We start from the raw sequence: 23,108 nt of genomic DNA, 5'->3' as shown, positions 1-23,108 counted from the left end.
TTGCGGTAAAATTATTTCAAAGCCTAAAATCGCCTTTGGCATTAACAATTAATTCAAAATTTTAAAAATTGATAATGAATATACATGTTAAATCTTATCCTGCTAAAAATGGAGATAGCTTTTTAATAAGTTATGGAATAGATAATAAAAAACATTTATTAATTGATGGAGGATATACAGATACCTATAAAAAATATTTAAAAAAAGATTTACTACAAATATCGTCAATTGGCGAATGCCTAGAAAAGTTAATTGTTACTCACATTGATAGTGACCATATAAATGGAATAATCAATTTTCTTAAGGAAAATAATCAGAATAAAATTATTGAAATAAAAGAGGTTTGGCATAATTCATTTAGACATCTGGATAAACGAGACTTTACTGAGGAGAATAAAGTCAACGAATATTTAATGAGGAGAATTATTCAGAGAGGTCATGTAAAGCATGATGAAAAATATGGAGAAATAGAGATTTCTGCTGAACAAGGTACTACGCTTGGTGCATTATTATTGAAAGGTAATTATTCATGGAATAAAGATTTTGACAATAAAGCAATCTGTGTTGAAAGTAGGAAATGTATTGAATTAAGTGAAGATTCCCGCGTTTATCTATTATCGCCCAATACGGAAAAGCTCAATAAACTTAAAGGTTTATGGATGACTGAATTACGAAAATTTGGGGCAAATTATAATTACGGAGATAGTAATCTATATGATGATGCGTTTGAAATGCTAATGTCTTGGGAAAAGAATAGTATTAAAAAAGGAGAACAAAAAATTTCTGCTGAATATAAAAATGTTGAAGGATTATTAAAAGAATCCTTAGATGAAGATAATAGTATAACTAACGGAAGTTCTATCGCTTTCATTTTGGAAATTTTGGACAAAAAAATGCTTTTTCTTGGAGATGCACACCCATCACTTATTACACGTTCTCTACACGAATATCAAGCAGAGGGCAAAGTTTTTTTTGATTTAATCAAGGTTTCACATCATGGGTGTAAAAATAATATTAGTAAAGAACTACTTTCCAAGATTGATTCAGATAAGTACGTGTTCTCAACTAATGGAAAAATACATCACCATCCTGATAATGTTACAATCGCAAATATTATTGGGAGAGATCCAGAGGTAAAACGTAACTTGTATTTTAATTATCAAACAGAAAATTCTGATTTTTTTAATAGAAAAGACTGGATTGAGAAATATGGTTATTCGATAAACTATTTAACACAAGAAAATCCTGTAATAAGCATTTAATGGAAAAAATAATAAATTTTAGTGAGGTTGAAAGTGCCACGTTTACGATTATATGTGGTAGTAAATCAGGTACAGCATTTTTCATCAATGTGAATAAATCAGAGCAGCTTTTACTCACATCAGAACATACTTTATCAAGTTCAGATAATAGCCTAATTCATATAAATAAGTTTAATGAAGAGCCAATAGAGTTAGAAATCGTTGAGAAGATATTATCAAAAGACATAGCAATACTGCGTGTTAAAAATCAAATGGTTGAAGGGATTACTACACTTCCTTTATTTGCTTCGCAAATTACAGTTAATGATAGTTGGGAAACTTATGGCTTTCCTGCCAAGCGTGTGATTAATGGTGGAAAATATTCTGGTATAGTATCTCGGTTAAACGAAAACAAAGGAAATTGGGATATAGATTTAGATTGTGAGCAATATAATAAACTATCCGACTTTGAAGGGTTATCGGGCTCTCCACTCATTATTGGCGGCTTCGTTGTTGGGGTTATTGGATATGATTTGCAAGGAACTTTTGGTGCAACCAGTATATTTAGTATTGTAGAGATACTGCAAAAGTATGAGGTTGAGGTATTCCAAAAGGACACAAATACAATCCCCAAATCATTGGAGCAAGATATTGAAGAATTATTTCCTAATGAAGAAGTTTTAAAAAATATTCATACAGTTATTGAACAACACAGCGATAATGGTTATTTTCTGATAAGCGGTAGTCCAGGCTCTGGAAAAACCACTATTGCAGCTCAAATTAAATTGAAGCATATTCATGTTATCTGCGGTAGATACTTCGTAAAAGTACCCGAAGACGATGCAATACCAACTCAAATTAGAGCTTCACCTGAATATTTTATGAAGTGGTTGGAAGAAGTATATTATAAAATCTTATATAATACTTTGCCTCCTAAGCAGAAATCGGATGAAAAACATTTTGAAAGAGTACAAAGAGTTCTTCAGGGTTTAAATGATTTATCAGATTATTACCGTCGCAATAATCAAATTGGGTATTTAATTATTGATGGATTGAATGATGTAAGTCCAGATAAAATAGATGATTTCTTATCAGTTTTACCTACAAGCTTACCCTCTAACTTAAAAGTAATTCTAAGTTGTACTGGAAGTAATATATTGCCCAAAAGATTACAAGCTATCATCACACAATCTTTAGAAGTTAAAGTTACACCTTTACTTAGCCAAGTTACGGAAGAATTTTTAGAGGAACGTTTGAGAAGTAAAGGACTAACCTTATCTCAGATAACTCAATTAGCTCAAAAATCAGAGGGGCATCCTTTATATTTAAGGTATTTAACTAAGTATGTATTAAATTTTGAAGAGAACACAGGAATAGGTGAATGGATTAATTCAGTGCCTGTAATTGGAGGTGATATTGAAAAATATTATGAAAATATTTGGTTACAGTTAGATGAGCAAGCAGATACAATATGGTTAGTAGCAACCTTATCAAGGCTTCGTGTTGATGTGGAAAGAGATTTGCTTTGCCATTTACTACCACCACAAACACAATATGCTTTTGAGCCAATATATAAGACAATACAACATTTACTTAGAGTTAATGAGAAAATAAGCATTTATCATACATCATTTTCTGATTTTGTGAATTTAAAAACACAAGGACTAAATACCAATGTTCAATGTAACATTTCCAATTATTGTAATAAGCAACCAACATCATATTTTAGCATTTCTGAAAAAATATTTCACTTTTCAAATGCAAATGAAGACTATCAAAGACAATCGTTAGATGAGTGTAATCAAGATTGGGTAGATCAATGTACCATCAACGGATTAAATCCAGATGTTGTACTATCCGATATACGAGCTACAATTGAACTTGCTGCTAAGAAGGGTATTTCATATAAGGTTATATCCTTGTTATTATTAGCGCAACGAGTAAACTTTAGATATAATGTACTCTTCAATGATAATACTATATTCTTAGTAAATGCTTTACTGGCTTTGAATAAAGCTTGTGATGCAATTAAATATGTCGTTAGGAATGATACTTTAATGGTATCTGATAACGACGCGCTATATTTATTACAAAGATTTTATGAGTATGAAGCTATCGAAGAAGCAGAAAAATTATTGAAGGCAATAGAGTATACTTCTTCCAAAATTTTAGAGGAAAAGATTAATGATAGGACATTTAATCGTTTTATAAGTCTAAAATTGAACTCTATTACACTATCATATAATTCAGATTCTGAACAGGCTCATGAGAATTTTATTTATTTTCAAAGTAAAGCTATAGAAATTCTTAATGAACCGGAAAACAAAACTATTACTAATAAATTTAGAGATGACTTCGGGTCATATAGATATGGGTATTTACTATGGAGATTCAAAATCACACCCGTAACAAAACTATTGGAGGAATTAAAAAGCTTTAATTGTGATAATCGTTCAACTGGATTTATTGCATTAAGTATTTTAAATGCTCTGGAATTTGAGAATCAAAGCCCTATTTTTGGAAAAAATGAGAGTATTCTAACTTGGGTTGAGGATTTAGAATATTCGATTGATAAATATAATATTCACTCTGATTATTTTTTTGTAACTCTTTTTGTTCTTTTAGGAAGGTCAAAGAGAGTTGATATTATTGAAAAAATATTCAAAAATGAATATCAAAATAAAGAAGTGTTTAAACTAAGAAAAGAAAATGGAGTTGATATAAATCATCAAGGTATTAGACGCACAGCAATTTATTATGAATGCATAGGCTTTTTAGACACAGCAGATAAATACCCTAAAATAAAACAATTTAGCTACTCAAATTGGGAGAGTAATATAAAAGATTTATTGGAGTACTTCTATTTTTTAAGAGGAAAAGTTAAAAGATTTACTGTGGACGGAAATGAAGACCAAGTTCTTCATGTAATACCTCAACTGAATCATTTTCTTAATGTTTTGATACCAAATTTGAGTGACAGAATGTATTGGGAAAGGAGTTATTCTATACCAGAGAAAATATTTCCTCTAATCTATACTGATTTAGTAACCTTACTGCTTGATTTTTTTCCAACACAGATTCCTTATTTTGTTCAATTAATTACCAATCAAGACAAATATCAATTAGGATTATATACAGAAGGGTACACAGATTGTCTTTTTGCCACTGCTCGATTATTGGCGAGAGCTTCCAATCAAGAGCTAAATACCTACAAAGTTGTTAAAGTATTAGAAAATCATGTGATTAATACCGTAGAAAATAGATTAGAAAGAAATGAATATTTGCTTAAGTTGGTTGAGCTTTATGCAATGTTAAAGAATGAAGATAAAGCTACTCAAATATTTAAAGAAATGTTAGATACCTCGATGGGACCCTCATGGTATAAGGAAGATCAATTAGGTATTATTAATTCAGTAGTGTCAAATATTATACCTTGTAATGGAGACCATTCCTATTTACAAAAATTTGCCGTTCATCTTCATCATGCTTCGGGTGAAATGACTTTTCAGAGATATGTGAAGCAGCAAAAAGAAAGTTTTGTTGGAGATTTAGCTAAAAGTGGTTTTTTAAAGAAAGCAATAAGTTATTTAAAATATCTATTACTACCAGATTATGCAACAATCATTAAAAATGCGGAGTCTGATATGGTTGATATGCCGATTAAAGGAGAAGGGTATATATTAGGAGCAAGAGCTATTGAAGAACAATCAGGTGTATTAAATTTACTGTCTAATATTGATTGTAACTCATCATTAGTTGCATGGGGATTAACGGAGCTATTTATTGTAGGAGATGATAGATACTTAAGTAAGTTTGCCAAAATACAAGCTAAAATGTTAAATCATTCTGAAATTCATAATGTGTCACAGTTGGATAATCTTTTTAAAAGAGTTGTCCGATTTGTGATAACTGAGGTAGAAGATGAATTTAGGTTTGAATACTTACGAGCATTATTTCATCATTTAAGTAACACTAATTTTGAAAAATTAAAAGTGTATTTGGAAACCGCAGGGATGAAACCAAATAATCCACAAGATGAAAGTAGAAGTGAAAGTAATTACAAAGATGAGGATGATCCTTTAGACAAACTTATGATTGCTAAAAAAGAAGCTCTTATGCACCTTGAAATGGATAATATATCAGGAGCGAGAAAAGTAATTATTAGTGCACTTACTATCGTTCAAAAAGAAAAATATGGTATATGGTCTTCAAATTATAGTCACAAAATTGATGAGTTACGGAGTCTTTTATCAAAAACTTATACAAATTCAAGCGAATTAATAACTAATATAAGCAGTTTAATCATAAATGAGCCTTATAGTGAAGAATGGGTTATCGCAAATAATATAATTCGCTTACTCAAAAATATTAAAGATGAAGGAGAAAAACAGGATATTCTCTCTGCTGTTCTTGAACACATAGACTTGCTGGTTCGAACACCAAAAGACAAATATGATGATTATAATTGGCTTGCTGTAAGTGGAAATCTTTCAGATTCTTGCGTTCAAGAAGAGATTCTTTTAGATTTCTTAATTTGGTTATTGAATCATCCATCTTTAATATTAAAAAATAGAACTATTGAAATTATTGTTTGGCTTGGAATTAAACAGCCAGCTACTGTAATACCGACTCTTGTACGTGAAATCCTTACTGAAGGATATAAGATTTCCAAAGAAATTTCAGCTTCAATACTTCACCAAATTTCAACCTTGAATCCAAGTGTTTATTGGAAAGAATTCAAAATTTGTCTAGAAAAGGAAGGAAATAAAGTTATTGAAATACCTCATTTTATGATTCGTCAATCACTTTTAGAATCATTACATGGAGTTAAAAGTCATGGTATACAAGAGGCAGATATTTGGTTAGATAAATTTAAATTAACTTTTTCGAAACACAAAAAAAATGGAGGCGAAGTATTTTTAGAAGAAGAATATTTAGAACCTATTGAGGATTATTTATATGAATTAAATGCCTTAGGCATTTTGACGAAACAATTCTGTGAAACTATTTTGAAACAGGTAAAAATTAATGTACCTATAACAATAGAGGACTCCCAAAAAGCAAGTAAATATATTGATAGAACCTTTAATAACTATAATGATATTCAATTAGTATCTGATTTTGATACAATTCTACGGTATTCTTTGAATGTGGCAATTATGTCATGTGTAATATGGGAGGATAGAGAAAAGGTCTCCTCAATTTTAAGGTTCTATCAGCCAACCTTTGCAGAGAACAGGTTAAGTCTTAATATAACTGATAATAAAGGAGAAAAAATCGAAAATACTATTAAAGAATTCTTTAAAACAGGGGAGATTAAAATTACAGAATTGTTAGCAGATGAAGAGTTATTAATAAACTATTATAGTTCAGAGTTTTCAAAGAATCGGAGAGATTTTGATAATGTGTTGGAACTTGAAGCTTTTTTAATTCCAATTAAGAGTTTTTGGAACAGTGACCAGTATTACCCTTGGATTAGATTCAAAGCAAATAGTTATCCTAATTCTGTATTAGAGGAAATGGATGATGATGTAATTCCTCTTATTGCGCAATGCGAAGATACAATGAACGTAATTGGTGGAGAGCTCATTCCCTCTATTCCACTTGATACAATAACATTATTATCGCCTAAAGCCAATAATAATGTTAAACTAAATTATTGGAGAAGAGGGAGAAATTGGGAACAATATAAATTTGGAGTTGCTCTGAAATCAAGTTATACGCTAAGTGTTTCATCAGTGGATTTCATTACTCTCAAGACTAATTATAAATTAATTTGGCAAGTTTCGAATCGAAATGATGTTAAGTATATTGATGTATTGGAGCAAAAAGAAATATTATGATTATTACCCCAAAAAGCAGAAGAGAGTTTGAAAAGCATATCAATTTGCTTTCGGAAGGGATTATACAACAAACGTTTAAAATACCTCCTGATAGAAAAATAATAAATAGGCTTTTAAACCTAAAATACGTTCCAAATAGGAGAATAGATTTTTTGACGATTGACGAATCGACAAGATTATTAGCAAACACATTGAATATGTTTGAACAAGAAAGATTTAACAAGAAAGCTAATGCCGAATAGTCGTAAAGAATTTGAATACAATATGCATGTACTTTCTGAGCAAATGAGACAAGGACTGATATCATTTTCCCCCCAAACAAGGAGGGCTGTTAAAGGATTATTTAATGTTAAAAATACTCCAAATGGCAGAGCTAACTTAATGACTGTTGATGAAGCGGCTCGTTCGATTGCAAATATGACAACAATAAGAAAAATGGAGATGGATGAGTAGCGTACTTGAGTATTGCGGATAAAATATTTTGACTTTTGGCATCTGATTATTGATTAGGCAGGTTTGGCATTGGCATCCAGTGGGTAACTTCTTTAGTTTTAAATGTGTATGCTCCTTTAGAATCTAGATACATAAATTCTTTCTCCACAAAATACATTTCCATCACACTATTACTTTTGGTAGCAACAATTACTGCTGTTTTATCTTTGGGTTGGATATTGTCTGAAATGGGAATCCATTCACCAAAATTGGGAGTTTTATTCATTTTACTTAATTCTAAAAGGTTTTCTGATTCTGATGGTTCAACGCTTTCAAGATGGGAAATTTATACATAACCTCTTCTGCCTTCAATCATCACAACTGATATTCCATCTTTGGTTTCAAATACGTCAGACGTTATCCTTGTATTAAATTCATTTAACTTGGTGCCATCTGCTTTTATGATTGGAAAGTAGGTAACCCACATACCTTTAATTACTTCAGATTTTTGCATCTTTGGTTCTCTTTTTTTTGCCATTGGAATTATACTCACGCCCTATTCTTTTACCTTCGTTAATTAGCCATTTACCTAGCTTTCTGAGTTCTCTTGGGGTACAAGTACTTCTTTTAAAAGATGTTTCTAAATAGATTATTTCCCAAGGTTCTACAGTCTCATCTTTTTCTCTTTCAAGTACTGAGATAGTTATCAAATCCTCGTGTGTTTGTGATTCTTGTATAAATGCCATGATGTTATTATTTAGGGTCTTTTATTATGATTTGATGTAAGCCATCTGTATAATTATCTTTCAAAATCAAGCGATTTATACTATCTCGCTGAGCTAAAATATAGTATAGTGATTCATACTTTTTTACAGTTTGATTTGAATTAGGCAATTGTGTTTCATCCTTCTTACTCTCTGAAACACAACCTTGGATAATTCTCATAACAAATACAAAACATAGCAATACGATTGCAAGGTTGACGAATACGTCACTAATTTTCTTCATTTGTTCTTCTACTTGAATGGTTTGTTTGAATATTCTCCTATTTTAAATGCTGTTTGGCAGTGTGATAAAACCCATGCATCGTAACCAGCACCAGAATTCCAATCAACAATCACTACGTCATTGGCTTCATCAATTCTTTTTACTTCAATTGGGATACTTGTCTTATCTATTTGGTCATTTAGCCATTTTGAATAAAATATTTGTCCAATTTTCATTTCTCTAATTATTTTTGAGTTCTGATGAAATCTATGTTGACTTGCAATTTGGAGAATACAATTTCATCCGTATTTCGATTTACTGAAGCTTTGAGCATTGATTGAAGCAAAATGAAGCGTTCTTTATCTTCAAATAGTGTTTGATAATCAAAGGGTGATGCCTCTTTCAAACATTCATCCAAAAAATCAATTTTCTTCTGGTAGGTTTCAATTGCTCTTGGATAGTCCTCTTTTGGTAGTTTTCCTTCTAACTGCAAATGCTTTACCTGATAGGCAGTTAGCCATTGTTTTGTTGCCATTGGTTTTAATTTTTTCAATGAATGGTTGATTTATTCCCGCTCATGCTACTTAATAATGTTTAATCGTTCGGCAATTAATTTTACAATACCGGGAGAAACTGCATTACCAATCATTTGGTAGCGATTGGTCTTTGCTACTTCTTGTACAAACTCTTTTCCTCTTTTTCTGTACAATCCATATTTTGTCCAATCGTCTGGAAATCCTTGACATCGCTCGCATTCTATCTCTGTCAATCTTCTAATAGTATTGTGATGATAAATATGACTATTCTGCTCAAACGAATTAGAAGTTATTGTACCCACATAATCTTTAAGATTGTCTTTGGTAAATCCACGACCAACTGTCAATATTTTTGCTTTATCTTCCAATCTACTACTTGCTAATGTTCCAATAATCCCTGTCGGGTCATAAACTCTATCTTGTTGTTTGGTTGATTTTAAGCCAAAATTCCCTTTATTGGAAAGCTCTTTGATTAATGTCATAGAAGAGTGGTGTCCTCCTGATTTGGCTCCTGCCGCAATCGTTCTAATAATTGGGGTGTCTGCTGCCCCTTCAGTAAACCCAAAATCTGACTCTGTGATAGGAAATACTCCGGGGAAACTTCGTCCATCAAGATGTCCGATAAGGTAGATTCGCTCTCGATTTTGGGGTAATAACCACTTTGTATTAAGCAACTGCCATTCAATCCGATAACCCCCAATGTTGGCAAACGCTTGTAGGATTGCGAAGAAATCTCTGCGAGAATTGCTGGAGAAAGCTCCTTTAACGTTCTCCCAGATAAAAACGCTTGGTCGGGTTTCAGTAATAATTCTAATTGCTTCGAAGATAAGAACACTCTGTTTCCCGTCAATCCCATCTCTTCCTCCAAGCATTGAGAAATCTTGGCATGGGCTTCCAAAAGTGAGAACGTCGGGTTTGAAAAAGTTTCTGGAGGAAACACTGGCAACTGAGCCGATAAATTCAGATTCATTGAAATTATATTTAAAGTTGGCAATGGCATTTTTATTCTTTTCTGAAAAATAATGTTGCTTGATATTGTATCCAGCATTTTTAAAACCTAAGGAGAACCCTCCAGTACCAGCGAATAACTCAACCATTGTAATATCTTTTTTCAGCATAATTTTGGAGATTAAAATATGATGATAGTTTTAGTTAGCAGGATATTTAATTTTAAGATAAACCACTTCAAAAAGTAACTCCAAGGTTGGCATCAGCAATGCCATCGTTAATACAAAATTGGGCTTCTGGAGTGTCGTTACTTGCGTTACTGAAGCCATAAAATCTGATGAAACTTTTAGATTAAAGTTGATGGCTGAGAACAACACTTGTATCGCAAACACTATCAACATTATCAGTATAGCATAAATTCTTAGCGTGCTACTAACGTTTTGTATCAGCATGATTAGCGGTGCAAAAACTACGACGATAGCGACACAAAAAGCGACAATATGAATGTCGTGCATTTGTATCAGTACACTAAAAACGCTACTAATACTGTAGATTTTCATCAATCCTATGTTAATTAATATCAACCATGATTTATCTTTTTTTTGCTCATCTTGCGATACTAAAATGCTACTAATTATAGGATTAACCAGTTCTTTATCAGGTGTTAATGTCAAATTATCGCTACTAATCTGCTCATCTTGTGCTACTGTCGTTTCGTCCGTTTTGGTGTTTGATAGGTTCTTTGCTTTGTCTAATATTTCTAGTTGCCATTTTGAGCGATATTGTCGCATTGTCGATGATGGATACGATAATTCTTTCGCTACTTCTGCCGCTGTTTTGCCTTTAGCGAATAGGGCAAAAACTGCTTCTTGGTCTATTTTATTACGGACACTTGTCATGGTTTCTTGTTAGTGGTAAAAAGGTAATGTTCATATTCATTAGGTTGTCGCCAGTGGTCTTCGTCAAATACTTCGAGCAGTTCATCAGTTTGGTTATCTATCAGCCAAGCATACCCAACCCCAACTTTTTTCATTCTTTCATGAATTGTTTTTATGTATGCTTTCGATTTTTTAGGATTCAGGCGATTGATAAAACTGTAATGTGTCCTTGTATCGTTATTTTTTAGTATTAACCAAACTCTGTATAGTGAATTTTCAGGGCTTGGTTGTCTTTCTTTGGTTGAGGCACTCATTTTGTTTGATTGGTGGTTAATTATTCCAAAATCGTCATTTTAACCCTGTTGGTGAAAGATTCTTAGGGTTTGTCAAAAACACATTGAAAGATTTAAGTATCAATTGTTTGTTGACACAAATTTTATCAATGTGAATCTTCCAGTAATTAATTAAATCGATCATCGATTTGATACTCTTTATTCCTGGAGGGACTTTTCCTGATTTGACAGATAACTGTGCTTTTCTTAAAATCTTCCTGTCCTTATTCCATTTTAGTTGTTTGAATTTTTCATAAGCTCTATTTAATCCATGCTTAAATTCTTGCTTATCAAAGAAGATTGCTGGATTAGCATGTATGTAGCTATCTGGCTTACTATCAAGTTCTTGTTGTGTTATTACCACCAATTCTTTCAAATCTTCAAACAATGCGTCCAAAATGCTAGAGGTACAAAGAGGATTATCAACATAAGGTTTAAACCAGTTAATCCATATCGTGTTGAGAATTAGTTTTTGCTGTGCTTTTGAGCTGTCACGGTGTTTTGGATACAAAATCGGCATGGCAAAACGGTAAAAATCTACGGTCAATTCGATAGATTTCGCTCTAACTACCTGCCTTTTAGCGTTTTCCACAGAGTTTTCCACATTTTTGCTGTCTGGAACTCCAACACCATTCTTTTGAGTTGAAGAGGACTTATCAAAGTATTTGCCCTTTATTTGCTCGCTACGGGGCTTTATATCATTTTGAGAATCACCCGCCGTTTGTGTACTTTTTGGGTCTTTTTGGCCCTGCAAATAGCGTTTTAGGTAAGGATTCATCGTAGGAGTTTCACTCTCTGCCTTTGTTCCTGTTTCTTGTTCCATTGCAACTGTAAAGTTATCCGCTTTTCCACTAGGACTAGTAGTAGTATTATCCTTTAGGATTGTTCCTTTAATAAAAGGAGGATTGCAATTTGCAACCAGAGGGGAAAGGGGGGCTTGGTTTTCTGTTCCAAAATTCTGAGATTTTTGCCACCTTTTTTCCGCTTTTGTACCCCAATTTTCGATAATTTGACCAGTCAAAATCCATGGGTTTATGAAAATTGTGTAGTCTTGGTAATAACCATTGAAAATCTTCTTGATAAGTACACCTTTTCCTTCACCAAGGTCAACCTTTGTCAAAAATGAAAGAGCTCTCCATGCGGTTGAATTGGCTTCTACGCCTACACGTTCCTTTAAATCAATGTTGTTTAACGATAAAAATGGCAACATTTCGGGGTTTTTATCTCCCCATCGCTTGATTTCTGCGGTATAAAACTTATTGTAAAATGCGTACAAAATCTTGTTAGCAACACTATCTCTAGTGAGCCGTATTTTGGTCTTTAAATCCGAACGTGTTGAATTATACGTTTCCCTGAACTCACGATACCGCTCGTGTATTGGAGAAAGCGAATACGAGTTTCCAGTCTTAACAGATTTTGCCTTATTCTTAAAATTAGAAGTTGGTAAAATTGTTATATTTTGTTGTGATGCTAACATTTTACAAAAATTTAGGTTTGCGGTGAATCCCTGCTATCAATAAGGCAAAAGGAAGGGAGTGCTACAATACACTCCCATACACCTCACATTGCGTTAATCTTAATTTTCTTTGTTAGCTGGGTTATCTGCTTCAGAGAATGTCAAATAGTAGTCCTTGTTCGGAACAAAGAACTCTGATGCAGGTGCATCTGACTGAATTGTAATACTAAGCTCACCTGCTGGAGTAAAATTGGTAAAATCTTTGTTTTCACCATCCTTGCCATAAATGGCACTTAATTTTGCTTGTTTCTGAGTACCAAAATTGGTCACAGAATTGCATTTAAACTTTGCTTTAACTGTCATTGAAAAATGTGTTTGAAAATTGAAAATTAACTCAGGGAGGCTTCTCACACCTCCCTTTGTACCCAAACTACTGTTACTTACTCTACTGCCTTTGTGGTGATGGGTAAGAATCGAACTCCCCTAAATGAAACCGCCATTTCATGTTCCCAGACTAAGCAAGTGCACCTGCCTAGACATCACCTTTTAATATTATTTTACTTTTAAAAATACCCCCAACATTGTCAGGGGATTTTACAGTATAAACCTTGTACAGTTTATGTCCTATCAAATAAAATCAATCTTTCGTGGTGAAAATTAGCTCCCGACAATACATCGGGAGTAATTTGATATTATTAACCACTAATTTATTTTTGAAGGTTTATTCGTAGAGGATAAATACCCCCGACAGAATCAGGGGATTTACAATCTTACCTCTAAACCTATTTAACAATATCGCTTATTGCATGGGTGTAAATTTGATGATAGCGTAAATCATCAAGCAAAATGCTGTGATTAAACAGCCTACAGCCAACATAAAGGATTCACTAAAAAGTGAACCAATCAAAAGAAAAATGATTATGATACCTAGTAAGTATTTCATGTGTCAAAAATTTCGTTTATTTGAATGATATAAAGCTGTACAGATATAGCCCATCATAAAGGCTAAAATAAGATAACCTAAAAAGTTGAATATCTCTCTAATCATCCAAGTCATGGGTTAGCTCTTTGGAAAAATGTTTTTCTGCTAGTGCAACACCAGCCAAAAAAGCCATCAAAATCAAGCAAACAGGTAATAAGCCTACTAAAAAGCTAGCTGCATTGTCAGGGAAATCAATCGATATGTTCATGGTTTATCGGTTTTGAGGGAGTGCTATCCTCTCCCTCATTTGATTGATTTATCATCATGTGGATATAGCTTTCCACTTCCTCTCTAAATCGGGCTAAGCCCCTTTGTTAATTCATATTATGAGTGCGTTCCACAATGTGGGCGGGATGATAGGCATCCCGCCACCTATATTCTATGTTCTACACCTAGGTTGCAGATACAGGACTCGAACCTGTGACCTCAGGGTTATGAGCCCTGCGAGCTACCACTGCTCTAATCTGCTGGATAAAAAATCAAAATGTAACCCTTATTTCTTACTAGAGATACAATAAAAAATAGCCTAATTTTGTACTAACAAAGGCATTAGTAGGGAATCTAACTCCCTACTATAAAGACATTGTTTTTCATAACATGGGTAAACTAGCCCAAAGCAAAGTAGTACAACTATCTATCGCAGGTGTTAGTACTACTCTTGTAGGAATTCCAGCCTTAGTAGTTACAGGAATTATTGTAATACTTGGACTGTATGTAATCGACAAGCTCGTTACAAAACCTACTATCAATATTTCTATTGGTTAGTAAGTTTACCAAAGCCCACTCTCACATTGTGGGCTTTGGTATTAATATTATTTTATAAAAAACCCCTATTTGAAACAGTTACAATCCATCTAATTATTGCTTCATAAGCAGTGTTTAAATATATTAAAACTAGAAATATAATTATTCCAATAATTAGCAACAAATCATTTAAGCCAAACAACAAACCTAACCACCATTTATAAAGTTCATGTGATTTTATTATATCACTTAAACTATGAATCAAAAATGAATTAGCTAATAAGACGTTTAATCTGTCTTCAAAAAATTCAAATATTGGATTTTTTATATGTTTAACTTCTTCTGCTAATTGCTGGACAGTCTCTAAAGATTCTTTATCCTTAAAATAAGCTTTCGAATCTATGGAATGTATATAAAAGATGAAAATCTTATTTAAATATTGCTCACTAGGAGATTTGTTAAATATCAAAGAAAATATAATTACCGCAAACCTAATAAGCAAAAAGAATATAAATATCATTATAAGATAAACTGAGACAACAATGACAAACTCTAAGCTGTATATAAACCTTATGACTTCTTTAAGAGAAATATCAGCATAGGTAAAATAATAATGATTATTATTCATATATCTATTGGTCAAAATTATAGCTATAAGTATTCGCCAGATAAACATAAAAGCCTTGGAACGAGTTGAGGACGCCGAGGATACAAATTTTAATAAGTCTTCCATATACGATATTTTAAAGGTTTTCAAGCAATATATCTATACTTAATCATTGCTCCAAACTCTTTATAATTCCGCAAAAAATAATCTCTAACTCTACTTTTATGGCATTTATTAATATTCAATTGGGCTCAGCCTATATATTATACCAACTAATTCTCAAATTTTATATTTAAACTATCTTTCTAGTATATTAAATCATGGTAAATTTTACCTACAATTAGTTGCGTATTTTCATTGATTGGTACTAAATCTTGTTTCATTGCACAGTCATCGGTATTTCTTCACCAATTAGTTCGAAAAACTCAGGTGAGGCATTTAATTGCCACTTTCCGTTAATTTCAATAAACAAATTTGAAAGAGCTGCTCGTTCTAAAGAATCAAATTCTTGAGACCCAATTGATACAATATTCCTATATCTGTATGGAGAAGCCTCTTTGAAAAGAGCATAATATGCTTTCTCAACCCTTCTCTTATCAGAGTTTTGAAGCGATTTTATTTGCAAAAGCACATCTATTTGTTTCATAAAATTCAATTATTTACAAATTATTGCATCTCCCAAAAAATAATTTTTTCAACATTTAAAAAAAATATTAAAAAATAATGTAGGGGTGATGTATTTTTAAGTTGTCATTACGTTATATTTGATGTATAAATAATGCTTAAATGATTTATTTCTATACAAATATAGAAAACATTTACAAATAAAAACAAAATATTACATATTATTTTTTGTAATATTTAAAATATAATTTACAAATACTTAAAAATCAATATGTTATGGAAATGACAATTAATCAAAGGTATGAACTAGTGATTGAAAAACTATCAAAAAATGCTACTGAATTTGCTAGGAAAATTAACAGACCTACAGCAACGATTGCTTCAATTGTTTCTGGAAGAAGTAAACCAGGTGCAGAAATCTTGGCAGACACTTTAGAAGCATACCCACAAATTGATGCACTTTGGCTAGTCAGCGGAAAAGGAGAAATGCAAAAAGATTTAGTAATTACAACTAATGAAAAAATTGATGAATTGTATCAATTTGTAGTAAGAGAAAATGAAATTCTTCTGAGAAACAATCAAGAGTTATTAAAGAATCAGGAACGGTTATGGAATTTAGTGGAAAGCAACAATTTTAACGGAAAAAAGCTTAGACCTGTTCCAGTAGAGCAAAATGCAGAAAAGGGAAGAATAATTTTCTTTTACCCAGAAATAACAGGAAAAATTTTTGCATAAATAATAATGCGATATTTTTTTTGAAATTTCTGGTGGCATTTCTGGAGGCAGGACGTTACACAAAGATGTAACCCGCTCATTCTCAGACACTCAATTAGACCCTCACTCTCTACACAATCAAATAAATGATATTTGAACAGAAATCTACCACAAAAGGTAGATTTTTTTGTTTTATTACCTTCATATTCTGTTTATTGTACAGAAAAGTAAATCTTCTCTCTTGTCAATATTACAATTACCTTCTTTTACTTCAATCTCAATTACCTTTCAATCCTTGAATAAATACAGAAGGTGACTTCCCAAATTCTTTTTTGAAAGCCCTAGAGAAATAAGATACGCTCTGTAAACCTATGCGTTCTACTACTTCATTGATGGTTACTTGTTCATGTGTCATAATATGAATTGCTTTTTTAAGCCTAATCGTTCTGATGAATTCTCCAACAGACTGTCCAGAAATGCTTTTTATTTTGTTGTACAAGGCGGTTCTGCTAATACAAAAATGTTCGCAGATGTATTCTACATCGATTTCTTCTGACTGAATATTATCTTCTATCAATTTCAGAAAATTATCTAAAAATTCTTTATCCTTGGTAGATTGTGTCAAGGCAGATGCTTTTGCGTAATAATCGGTAGTGTATTTATGTTTAAGTTTTCTTTTTTGCTCAAAAACATTGTGAATCGTTAATAAAAGCAATTCTATACTTAAAGGCTTGGCAAAATAATAATCTGCCCCAAAGTTCAACCCTTGAATTTTAGCTTCTAGGGCATCTTTTGCAGAAAGAATTATAAAAGGAATATGACTGGTTTCAAAGTCATCTTTAATCATTTTACAAAGGCTAATTCCATCTAATAAAGGCATCATTACATCACTGATAATCAGGTCAGGGATTAGTTCCTTGGCTAAATCAAACCCAGAAAGCCCGTCTGGAGCTTCATGAACGATATATTTTTGTGATAAAACCGAACGCATAAACAACCTTAATTCTTCATTGTCTTCAACGATTAAAATTTGCTCAACCTGTTCTTGTTGAATATCATCCAAGTTTGTGGTAATCGTAACATTTAATAAGCTAGTATCAAGCTCTGTTTTTTCTAAAAAGCCTTGTCTGGGCTTAGTGTCTTTCTTTTCAGTTGTGGTATAATCATCTTCATCACAAGGTAAGGCCACTAGAATATTTGTTCCTTTGTCGATTTCACTACTGACATAAATATTTCCTTTATGCAACAATACTAAGCTCTTTACTAATGCTAACCCTACTCCCGAACCTGTATGTTCATTACTTACTCGATAATATCGTTCAAATATGTTGGGCATAAATTCTTCAGATATTCCTATACCTGTATCTTGAATATAGAAATAGGTATATTTTTTCGCTTTGACTGGACTCTCGATTGCAATACTATTATTAAACCGTTGTTTAATATTTGTTGCATCAGAAAAAATGGAAAAAGTAACTTCGCCATTTTCAGCTGTATATTTGAAGGCATTTGACAATAAATTAAGTATTATTTTTTCTACAATCTGGAGGTCAAACCATTGAGGGCTATCTGGACTGTCGTTTTTATACCTAAATGTTATTCCCTTATTTTCTGCCAAATCTTCAAATTCATTAGCAATATCACTTACAAAATCGCTCGTCTGTATCGGTTGAACTTGTAACTGAATTATATTATCTGACACCTTTTGTAGGTTCATTAATTCATTAATTAAGCTTAACAACCTTGAGGCATTTTTGTACATAACATGAAAGGTATTGCCCCAGTCTGCTATTTTATTTTCTTTTTTTAGTTTTTCTAGTGGGCCAATAATAAGAGAAAGAGGTGTTCTAAATTCATGTGAAATATTGGTAAAAAATTGTACTTGTTGCTGATATAACTCTTCTTTATGTTGATGTATTGCAGTTCGTTTTTGTTCCTCTATATCTCTAATTTCAATTGCTCGCTTTAGGCTATACCATTTTAATTGATAGCGATAAATACTGATAAGTATTGCCAGTATCAGCAATGCATAAATCCATTTGGCAATAAATGATTTCCACCACGGAGGAGTCACTGAAATAGGTAAGCTTGCTACCTTTGAAGACCAAATACCATCATTGTTTGTCGCCTGTAACAATAACGTATAATCACTATACGCTAAATTACTATAGGTTGCCTTTGGATTTTTCCCATCGGTCTGTATCCATGCTTTATCAAGTCCTTCTAATTTGTATCGGAATTTACATTTAAGTGGATTAGCATAATGCATTGCCGAAAACGAAACTACCACGTTATTCTGTAGGTAATTGAGTGCGATTTTTTTACTAAAATAGATACCCTCTGAAAGAATAGTATCTTCTTGTTTTACATTATTGATTAATAGCCCTGTAAAAACAGGGTTTGCCTGAATGGAATTGGTATAAATGCTGTCTGGATAAAAATAGTTGAGCCCATTAATTCCTCCAAAATACAAACGTCCGTCTTTCCCTTTCAATGATGCTCCGACTTTGAAACTATTACCTTGGAGTCCATCATAATAATCATAGTTGGTTGTTGTTTTGGTCTTTGGGTCAAATCTTTCCAAACCTCGTCCACTTAGCCAAATATTTCCATTATTATCTATTTCTAAGCACTCTACATCATTAAAAATACCATGTTTTGTACTATATGAAACAGCACGATAATTGCCTTTTAAATCTATGATGATTTGGTTCAATCCTCCTCCTAGTGTCCCTGCCCACAAAACATTCTTTGAACTCTTTCTGATAGGCCACACGTAGTTTGAACTAATAGGGTTTACACTTCCTTCGTTTTTATACCTAAATACACGACTGACTCCTCCTTGCTGATTAAGCACAAAATGAATAATGCCGTGCATACTTGCCGCAAATACCTGAGGGCTATTAGCATCGGCAAAAATAAAATGAGCTGGGCTAAAATATTGCACTCGATAGATTCCCAGACTATCTAAGGTAATTCTGCCCATATTTCTTTCTAAAGCCCCAAACCATATATTTCCAAAAATATCTGTGGCAAGGCTTTGGATGCTGTAGGTAGGAAAGTTCTGAGCCCCTTTTGGAATGAGTAGTGTTGTTCTATCTTTTGCCAGAATTTCAATACCTTTATCAGTCGCAATCCATAAATTCCCCTTTTTATCAAGTGTTAGCGCATTAATTACATCACTACGAAGAGCTAAAGGTGTTGATTTTTTATCAATTGTGCTAAACTTTTTTGTGCGAAGGTCATAACGATTTAGTCCATTTTCATGCGTGCCAATCCAAAGAATATGCTCATTTTCTTCCAAAATGGCTCGAATATGATTCCCAGAGAGCGTATTTTTTAGTTCAGGATTATGTTGTAAGGTATAAAAACGTTTGGCGTTTAAATCAATATAATTCACTCCACCTCCTATGGAACAAACCCATAAGCATTGTGTGCGGTCAATTAATAACTTAGCAAGTCGATTCGTGTTCAATCCATTTGGAAGACTAGTCGCATGAATTTCCTGTAAAGGTTTTAAAGAAGCATCTAATAAAAGAAGTCCTTCGTCTGTACTCACCCAATAGTGTTGAAATGCATCTTGTACCACATCATTAATTATGAGGGATTGAGTTGCCTTAAATTGGTTGATAACCTTAACATCGTTTTTGATAATATCATTATCAGGCTGACGAACAGATAAATTAGTAGTACCTATTGTTTGTCCGAACACAAACGATAACATTCCTTTTGTATTAATAAACAGTTGAGCAATAGGTCCTTTTTCCTGTAAACTTGAAAAACTGACAACTTGACGAAATTTATTATCTGTACTTAATACCCAAATGTCCCGATTACTACAAAGCCAGATTCTCCCCTGAGTATCCATAACGGCATCATGAAACTTTTCTTTTTCTGGATATTTTATAGGCAAGATCTTTACTTGTTCATTAGTGATATAATGAATCAAGGGTATATTTGATTTAAGGGTAAACAAGGTGCCATCTTTCCGTTTGATTATTTTGCTATAGCCTAAGTTCTGAGCTTGTAGCGTATTGGTTTTCAAGTTCAAATATCGTTCATGCTTGGCATCAAAACATTGAATCCCATCATCCGTGACTAACCAAACATTTCCGTTTTCATCGGGGTACAGACTTCTTATCCTATTTCTAAAAGCATTGTTTTTGGACTCAAGATTATTGTAAAAAGATTTTATTGAATATCCATCAAATCTATCCAATCCAAAAAGTGTAGCAATCCAAATGAAGCCCAAATTGTCTTGTTTAATGTCTTTGGCATCGGTATGCGACAAGCCATTATCAACCGTTAAGTGAGAGAATTTTACAGGAACTTGTTGTGCGTTGCTAAATAAAGAAAGAAAAAATAATAAGCCTAACACAATGAACTTAGGACTTATCCGATTGACAAATCTGTTCAGGGGTGATTCATAAATTATTCTTAACAGCATGAGCAAGTAAAATTATGACGTGAATATCCTACTATTTTTTTGTTTCATGCTCTCCTACAGCAGGAAAACAGTAGAAATGTACATTAGGGCAAAAAAATGAACCAATAAGGCAAGCCTTTTAACTGTCTTCTTCTTGTTCTTTGCTGAATTAAAATGAGGACTTCTACTCATTAAATTTAACACTCAAACAGTATTTAATATGTCCATCCAGTTCAAAACAATCTTCAAGAATAAGTTAAGACTATTTACCTTTCTTAGTCTATTATCGCTCAGTCAGCCTATCGTTGCTCAAATCAAATTTGATAATATCCTTTATGGTGCATCGTATTACCACGAGTATATGCCTACGGAAGACCGCTTAGAAAAAGATGTACAAATGATGCAAGATGCAGGCGTTACGGTAGTTCGTTTAGCAGAATCTTCATGGAGTGGCTTTGAACCGCAAGAAGGTAAGTTTGAGTTTGCTTGGATGGATAGAATTATCGATAGGCTTCACAAGGCTAATATCAAAGTTATCGTCGGTACGCCTACTTATTCAATACCAGCATGGCTTTGGCATCGGTACCCAGAAATATTGATAGAATATACTGAAGGTCGAAAAGCAAATTATGGCATCCGTCAGAATATTGATATTACCAATGCTTCTTTTTTATTTTATTCCGAACGGATTATCCGAAAAATTGCTGGTCATTATTCAAAACATCCTGCCGTTATCGGCTATCAGGTAGATAATGAAACTCTTACAAGAGGAGCAAATAATCATGGATTTCATGTGGGCTTTGTTAATTACATCAAAGAAAAATTCGGTTCTACGCAAACCCTTAATAAGATTTGGGGACTTAATTACTGGGGAATGACCATGAATAACTGGGATGAATTTCCGAAAAGAGATGATGTAACCAATACGGGCTATAAATTAGAATGGGAACGTTATAAAATGAAAGTAATTGCAGACTTTCTGACTTGGCAAACCAACATTGTAGGCGAATACAAACGCCCTGACCAGTTTGTAATGCATTGTTTTATGACGACTCCAGAAATTGACAAACCTGCTACAAGTAAGAGTATGGATTTGCTGGGTTTGAACAAATATCCACCTGCACAAGACAAATGTTCTGGGGCAGAATATGCTATGGCGGGAGATTATCTGCGTTCTGTGAAAAATAAAAACTACCTCGTTACAGAAACGACGGGACAAACAACAGGGTGGGATTCAAAAGAGCAAGCTCCACCCTACAATGGGCAAGTACGCCTGAATGTTTATTCCAACATTGGTTCGGGGGCAAACATGGTGGCTTACTGGCATTGGCACTCCTTACATTATGGGCAAGAAACCTATTGGAAAGGTATTTTATCACACGATTTAGATACCAATCGTGTGTATAATGAAATGAAAAAGACAGCTTTGGAACTTAAAAAAATTGGTAAACACCTAGTCAATTTAAAGATTAAACCAGAAGTGGCGATACTATTTAGTTACGATTCAAATCATGCCTTGAATATTATGCCTTATAAAGATGGTAGCAATGCTTATCGTTCACAAACCGACCAAATGCACCGAGCGCTCTATAACAATAGTGTGGCGGTTGATTATATTTTTGCCAATAATGCAAAAAACTTGAATGACTATAAACTTGTAATTGTCCCTCCTCTGTATGTAGCGTCTGACTCCTTGCTAACAGTTATTGCTGATTATGTAAAAAATGGCGGACATGTAGTGATGATGTTCAAAAGCGGTTTCTGTGACCAAAACTCGATGGTTCGTCCAGCAATTGCGCCAGGACCACTCCGTAAAGTTTGTGGATTTTATTATCAGGAGTTTGCCAATATCAAAGAATTAAAACTTAAAACAAATCCTTTTGGGGTGAATGACAATGATAATAAAGTTTCAGAATGGGCTGAATTGATTATTCCAGAAACTGCTAAGGCATTAGCCTATTACGACCACCCTTTTTACGGAAAATATCCTGCTATTACCAGTAATATTTTTGGAAAAGGTTCTTTAGTTTATGAAGGGACTCGTCCTTCGGATGTTTTGCAAGAAAAAATTCTTTTAGATGCTATGCAACGGGCAGGTATCAAAACACATGACCAGCATTTGCATTGGCCATTAATCACCAAAGAGGGTACAAATGATTTCGGAAAAAAAGTACACTTTTTCTATAATTATTCTGCTCAGAGTCAGACGGTAAGTTATGACTATTCGGATGCTAAAGAATTGACAAATGACCGAAAAGTAAACAAAGGAGAACGTTTAACATTAGAACCTTGGGGAGTACTCATCGTTGAAGAAAATTAAGCGTTTATCCACTAGCTTCTACACGATAAACTACTAAT

22 protein-coding genes and 1 tRNA gene are annotated in these 23,108 nt (G+C 33.1%); 7 read left to right on the top strand and 16 right to left on the bottom strand.

What is annotated here, in order from left to right:
- The first annotated feature begins 74 nt into the window (after positions 1 to 74).
- Genes avs1a through avs1c (AC1RNE_RS18885) form a run of 4 tightly spaced genes read left to right on the top strand, consistent with a single transcriptional unit; the run spans position 75 to position 7,537 of the window.
- Positions 75 to 1,262, top strand: coding sequence for an AVAST type 1 anti-phage system MBL fold metallo-hydrolase Avs1a (avs1a, locus tag AC1RNE_RS18900; RefSeq protein WP_492803089.1), 1,188 nt, complete (start codon positions 75 to 77; stop codon positions 1,260 to 1,262).
- A complete protein-coding gene (locus AC1RNE_RS18895; RefSeq protein ID WP_492803088.1) occupies positions 1,262 to 7,084 on the top strand; it encodes a hypothetical protein in 5,823 nt (1,940 codons plus the stop codon). The genes avs1a and AC1RNE_RS18895 overlap by 1 nt, the downstream gene beginning before the upstream one ends.
- Positions 7,081 to 7,326, top strand: a complete 246-nt coding sequence (gene avs1c / locus AC1RNE_RS18890) for an AVAST type 1 anti-phage system protein Avs1c (RefSeq protein WP_492803086.1) — start codon at positions 7,081 to 7,083, stop codon at positions 7,324 to 7,326. Before AC1RNE_RS18895 ends, avs1c (AC1RNE_RS18890) begins: the two co-directional genes overlap by 4 nt.
- Complete coding sequence (gene avs1c / locus AC1RNE_RS18885) at positions 7,286 to 7,537, top strand: AVAST type 1 anti-phage system protein Avs1c (protein ID WP_492803084.1); 252 nt, start codon at positions 7,286 to 7,288, stop codon at positions 7,535 to 7,537. The genes avs1c (AC1RNE_RS18890) and avs1c (AC1RNE_RS18885) overlap by 41 nt, the downstream gene beginning before the upstream one ends.
- Before the next feature lie 46 nt (positions 7,538 to 7,583).
- On the opposite strand, the gene AC1RNE_RS18880 is transcribed toward avs1c (AC1RNE_RS18885), so the two are convergent.
- The 13 genes from AC1RNE_RS18880 to AC1RNE_RS18820 form a co-directional block, all read right to left on the bottom strand.
- Positions 7,584 to 7,802 carry a DUF551 domain-containing protein gene (locus AC1RNE_RS18880; protein WP_492803082.1) on the bottom strand — a complete coding sequence of 73 codons (219 nt, stop codon included), beginning with the start codon at positions 7,800 to 7,802 and terminating at the stop codon, positions 7,584 to 7,586.
- Positions 7,803 to 7,862: 60 nt separating this feature from the next.
- Entirely contained in the window at positions 7,863 to 8,030 is a 168-nt protein-coding gene (locus tag AC1RNE_RS18875) for a hypothetical protein (protein ID WP_492803080.1), read from the bottom strand.
- A complete protein-coding gene (locus AC1RNE_RS18870; RefSeq protein ID WP_492803079.1) occupies positions 8,017 to 8,262 on the bottom strand; it encodes a hypothetical protein in 246 nt (81 codons plus the stop codon). The genes AC1RNE_RS18875 and AC1RNE_RS18870 overlap by 14 nt, the downstream gene beginning before the upstream one ends.
- 7 nt (positions 8,263 to 8,269) lie before the next feature.
- The gene (locus AC1RNE_RS18865) at positions 8,270 to 8,524 is read right to left on the bottom strand and encodes a hypothetical protein (RefSeq protein WP_492803078.1); all 255 of its coding nucleotides are present in this window, start codon (positions 8,522 to 8,524) and stop codon (positions 8,270 to 8,272) included.
- Positions 8,525 to 8,532: 8 nt separating this feature from the next.
- Positions 8,533 to 8,739 (bottom strand): hypothetical protein, encoded by a 207-nt coding sequence (locus tag AC1RNE_RS18860; protein ID WP_492803076.1) that lies wholly within the window; start codon positions 8,737 to 8,739, stop codon positions 8,533 to 8,535.
- An 8-nt stretch (positions 8,740 to 8,747) separates the two neighbouring features.
- Positions 8,748 to 9,038, bottom strand: a complete 291-nt coding sequence (locus AC1RNE_RS18855) for a hypothetical protein (protein WP_492803074.1) — start codon at positions 9,036 to 9,038, stop codon at positions 8,748 to 8,750.
- Positions 9,039 to 9,083: 45 nt separating this feature from the next.
- The gene (locus AC1RNE_RS18850; protein ID WP_492803072.1) at positions 9,084 to 10,157 is read right to left on the bottom strand and encodes a DNA cytosine methyltransferase; all 1,074 of its coding nucleotides are present in this window, start codon (positions 10,155 to 10,157) and stop codon (positions 9,084 to 9,086) included.
- 30 nt (positions 10,158 to 10,187) lie between these two features.
- Positions 10,188 to 10,886 carry a hypothetical protein gene (locus AC1RNE_RS18845; RefSeq protein WP_492803071.1) on the bottom strand — a complete coding sequence of 233 codons (699 nt, stop codon included), beginning with the start codon at positions 10,884 to 10,886 and terminating at the stop codon, positions 10,188 to 10,190.
- Entirely contained in the window at positions 10,883 to 11,179 is a 297-nt protein-coding gene (locus AC1RNE_RS18840) for a hypothetical protein (protein WP_492803069.1), read from the bottom strand. Before AC1RNE_RS18840 ends, AC1RNE_RS18845 begins: the two co-directional genes overlap by 4 nt.
- 34 nt (positions 11,180 to 11,213) lie before the next feature.
- Positions 11,214 to 12,674 (bottom strand): hypothetical protein, encoded by a 1,461-nt coding sequence (locus tag AC1RNE_RS18835; RefSeq protein WP_492803067.1) that lies wholly within the window; start codon positions 12,672 to 12,674, stop codon positions 11,214 to 11,216.
- Positions 12,675 to 12,773: 99 nt separating this feature from the next.
- The gene (locus tag AC1RNE_RS18830) at positions 12,774 to 13,016 is read right to left on the bottom strand and encodes a hypothetical protein (RefSeq protein ID WP_492803065.1); all 243 of its coding nucleotides are present in this window, start codon (positions 13,014 to 13,016) and stop codon (positions 12,774 to 12,776) included.
- Positions 13,017 to 13,693: 677 nt separating this feature from the next.
- The gene (locus tag AC1RNE_RS18825) at positions 13,694 to 13,843 is read right to left on the bottom strand and encodes a hypothetical protein (protein WP_492803063.1); all 150 of its coding nucleotides are present in this window, start codon (positions 13,841 to 13,843) and stop codon (positions 13,694 to 13,696) included.
- Positions 13,844 to 14,032: 189 nt separating this feature from the next.
- A tRNA-Met gene (locus AC1RNE_RS18820) sits at positions 14,033 to 14,104 on the bottom strand.
- 128 nt (positions 14,105 to 14,232) lie between these two features.
- On the opposite strand from AC1RNE_RS18820, the gene AC1RNE_RS18815 reads away from it, so the two are divergent.
- Positions 14,233 to 14,400 carry a hypothetical protein gene (locus AC1RNE_RS18815; RefSeq protein ID WP_492803061.1) on the top strand — a complete coding sequence of 56 codons (168 nt, stop codon included), beginning with the start codon at positions 14,233 to 14,235 and terminating at the stop codon, positions 14,398 to 14,400.
- Between the two features lie 52 nt (positions 14,401 to 14,452).
- On the opposite strand, the gene AC1RNE_RS18810 is transcribed toward AC1RNE_RS18815, so the two are convergent.
- A complete protein-coding gene (locus AC1RNE_RS18810) occupies positions 14,453 to 15,007 on the bottom strand; it encodes a hypothetical protein (RefSeq protein WP_492803059.1) in 555 nt (184 codons plus the stop codon).
- Positions 15,008 to 15,365: 358 nt separating this feature from the next.
- Entirely contained in the window at positions 15,366 to 15,632 is a 267-nt protein-coding gene (locus AC1RNE_RS18805; protein ID WP_492803057.1) for a hypothetical protein, read from the bottom strand.
- 254 nt (positions 15,633 to 15,886) lie between these two features.
- Here AC1RNE_RS18805 and AC1RNE_RS18800 point away from each other — a divergent pair, with 254 nt between their 5' ends.
- Entirely contained in the window at positions 15,887 to 16,345 is a 459-nt protein-coding gene (locus tag AC1RNE_RS18800) for a hypothetical protein (RefSeq protein ID WP_492803056.1), read from the top strand.
- A gap of 256 nt (positions 16,346 to 16,601) precedes the next feature.
- On the opposite strand, the gene AC1RNE_RS18795 is transcribed toward AC1RNE_RS18800, so the two are convergent.
- A complete protein-coding gene (locus AC1RNE_RS18795; protein WP_492803054.1) occupies positions 16,602 to 20,771 on the bottom strand; it encodes a hybrid sensor histidine kinase/response regulator transcription factor in 4,170 nt (1,389 codons plus the stop codon).
- 199 nt (positions 20,772 to 20,970) lie between these two features.
- Between AC1RNE_RS18795 and AC1RNE_RS18790 the strand changes: the two genes are divergently transcribed.
- Positions 20,971 to 23,070 (top strand): beta-galactosidase, encoded by a 2,100-nt coding sequence (locus AC1RNE_RS18790; protein WP_492803052.1) that lies wholly within the window; start codon positions 20,971 to 20,973, stop codon positions 23,068 to 23,070.
- Positions 23,071 to 23,108: the final 38 nt, after the last annotated feature.

Source organism: Arcicella sp. GW822-FHT02H01, assembly GCF_058802005.1.
The sequence above is the reverse complement of the archived record's forward strand: the minus strand, read 5'-3'. Positions and strand labels throughout refer to the sequence as shown.

Excerpts from the sequence above, each read along its gene's own strand:
- avs1a (WP_492803089.1), top strand. The coding sequence starts at position 75 with ATGAATATACATGTTAAATCTTATCCTGCTAAAAATGGAGATAGCTTT.
- AC1RNE_RS18895 (WP_492803088.1), top strand. The coding sequence starts at position 1,262 with ATGGAAAAAATAATAAATTTTAGTGAGGTTGAAAGTGCCACGTTTACG.
- avs1c (WP_492803086.1), top strand. The coding sequence starts at position 7,081 with ATGATTATTACCCCAAAAAGCAGAAGAGAGTTTGAAAAGCATATCAAT.
- AC1RNE_RS18880 (WP_492803082.1), bottom strand. The coding sequence starts at position 7,802 with ATGAATAAAACTCCCAATTTTGGTGAATGGATTCCCATTTCAGACAAT.
- AC1RNE_RS18875 (WP_492803080.1), bottom strand. The coding sequence starts at position 8,030 with ATGCAAAAATCTGAAGTAATTAAAGGTATGTGGGTTACCTACTTTCCA.
- AC1RNE_RS18870 (WP_492803079.1), bottom strand. The coding sequence starts at position 8,262 with ATGGCATTTATACAAGAATCACAAACACACGAGGATTTGATAACTATC.
- AC1RNE_RS18865 (WP_492803078.1), bottom strand. The coding sequence starts at position 8,524 with ATGAAGAAAATTAGTGACGTATTCGTCAACCTTGCAATCGTATTGCTA.
- AC1RNE_RS18860 (WP_492803076.1), bottom strand. The coding sequence starts at position 8,739 with ATGAAAATTGGACAAATATTTTATTCAAAATGGCTAAATGACCAAATA.
- AC1RNE_RS18855 (WP_492803074.1), bottom strand. The coding sequence starts at position 9,038 with ATGGCAACAAAACAATGGCTAACTGCCTATCAGGTAAAGCATTTGCAG.
- AC1RNE_RS18850 (WP_492803072.1), bottom strand. The coding sequence starts at position 10,157 with ATGCTGAAAAAAGATATTACAATGGTTGAGTTATTCGCTGGTACTGGA.
- AC1RNE_RS18845 (WP_492803071.1), bottom strand. The coding sequence starts at position 10,886 with ATGACAAGTGTCCGTAATAAAATAGACCAAGAAGCAGTTTTTGCCCTA.
- AC1RNE_RS18840 (WP_492803069.1), bottom strand. The coding sequence starts at position 11,179 with ATGAGTGCCTCAACCAAAGAAAGACAACCAAGCCCTGAAAATTCACTA.
- AC1RNE_RS18835 (WP_492803067.1), bottom strand. The coding sequence starts at position 12,674 with ATGTTAGCATCACAACAAAATATAACAATTTTACCAACTTCTAATTTT.
- AC1RNE_RS18830 (WP_492803065.1), bottom strand. The coding sequence starts at position 13,016 with ATGACAGTTAAAGCAAAGTTTAAATGCAATTCTGTGACCAATTTTGGT.
- AC1RNE_RS18825 (WP_492803063.1), bottom strand. The coding sequence starts at position 13,843 with ATGAACATATCGATTGATTTCCCTGACAATGCAGCTAGCTTTTTAGTA.
- AC1RNE_RS18815 (WP_492803061.1), top strand. The coding sequence starts at position 14,233 with ATGGGTAAACTAGCCCAAAGCAAAGTAGTACAACTATCTATCGCAGGT.
- AC1RNE_RS18810 (WP_492803059.1), bottom strand. The coding sequence starts at position 15,007 with ATGAATAATAATCATTATTATTTTACCTATGCTGATATTTCTCTTAAA.
- AC1RNE_RS18805 (WP_492803057.1), bottom strand. The coding sequence starts at position 15,632 with ATGAAACAAATAGATGTGCTTTTGCAAATAAAATCGCTTCAAAACTCT.
- AC1RNE_RS18800 (WP_492803056.1), top strand. The coding sequence starts at position 15,887 with ATGGAAATGACAATTAATCAAAGGTATGAACTAGTGATTGAAAAACTA.
- AC1RNE_RS18795 (WP_492803054.1), bottom strand. The coding sequence starts at position 20,771 with ATGCTGTTAAGAATAATTTATGAATCACCCCTGAACAGATTTGTCAAT.
- AC1RNE_RS18790 (WP_492803052.1), top strand. The coding sequence starts at position 20,971 with ATGTCCATCCAGTTCAAAACAATCTTCAAGAATAAGTTAAGACTATTT.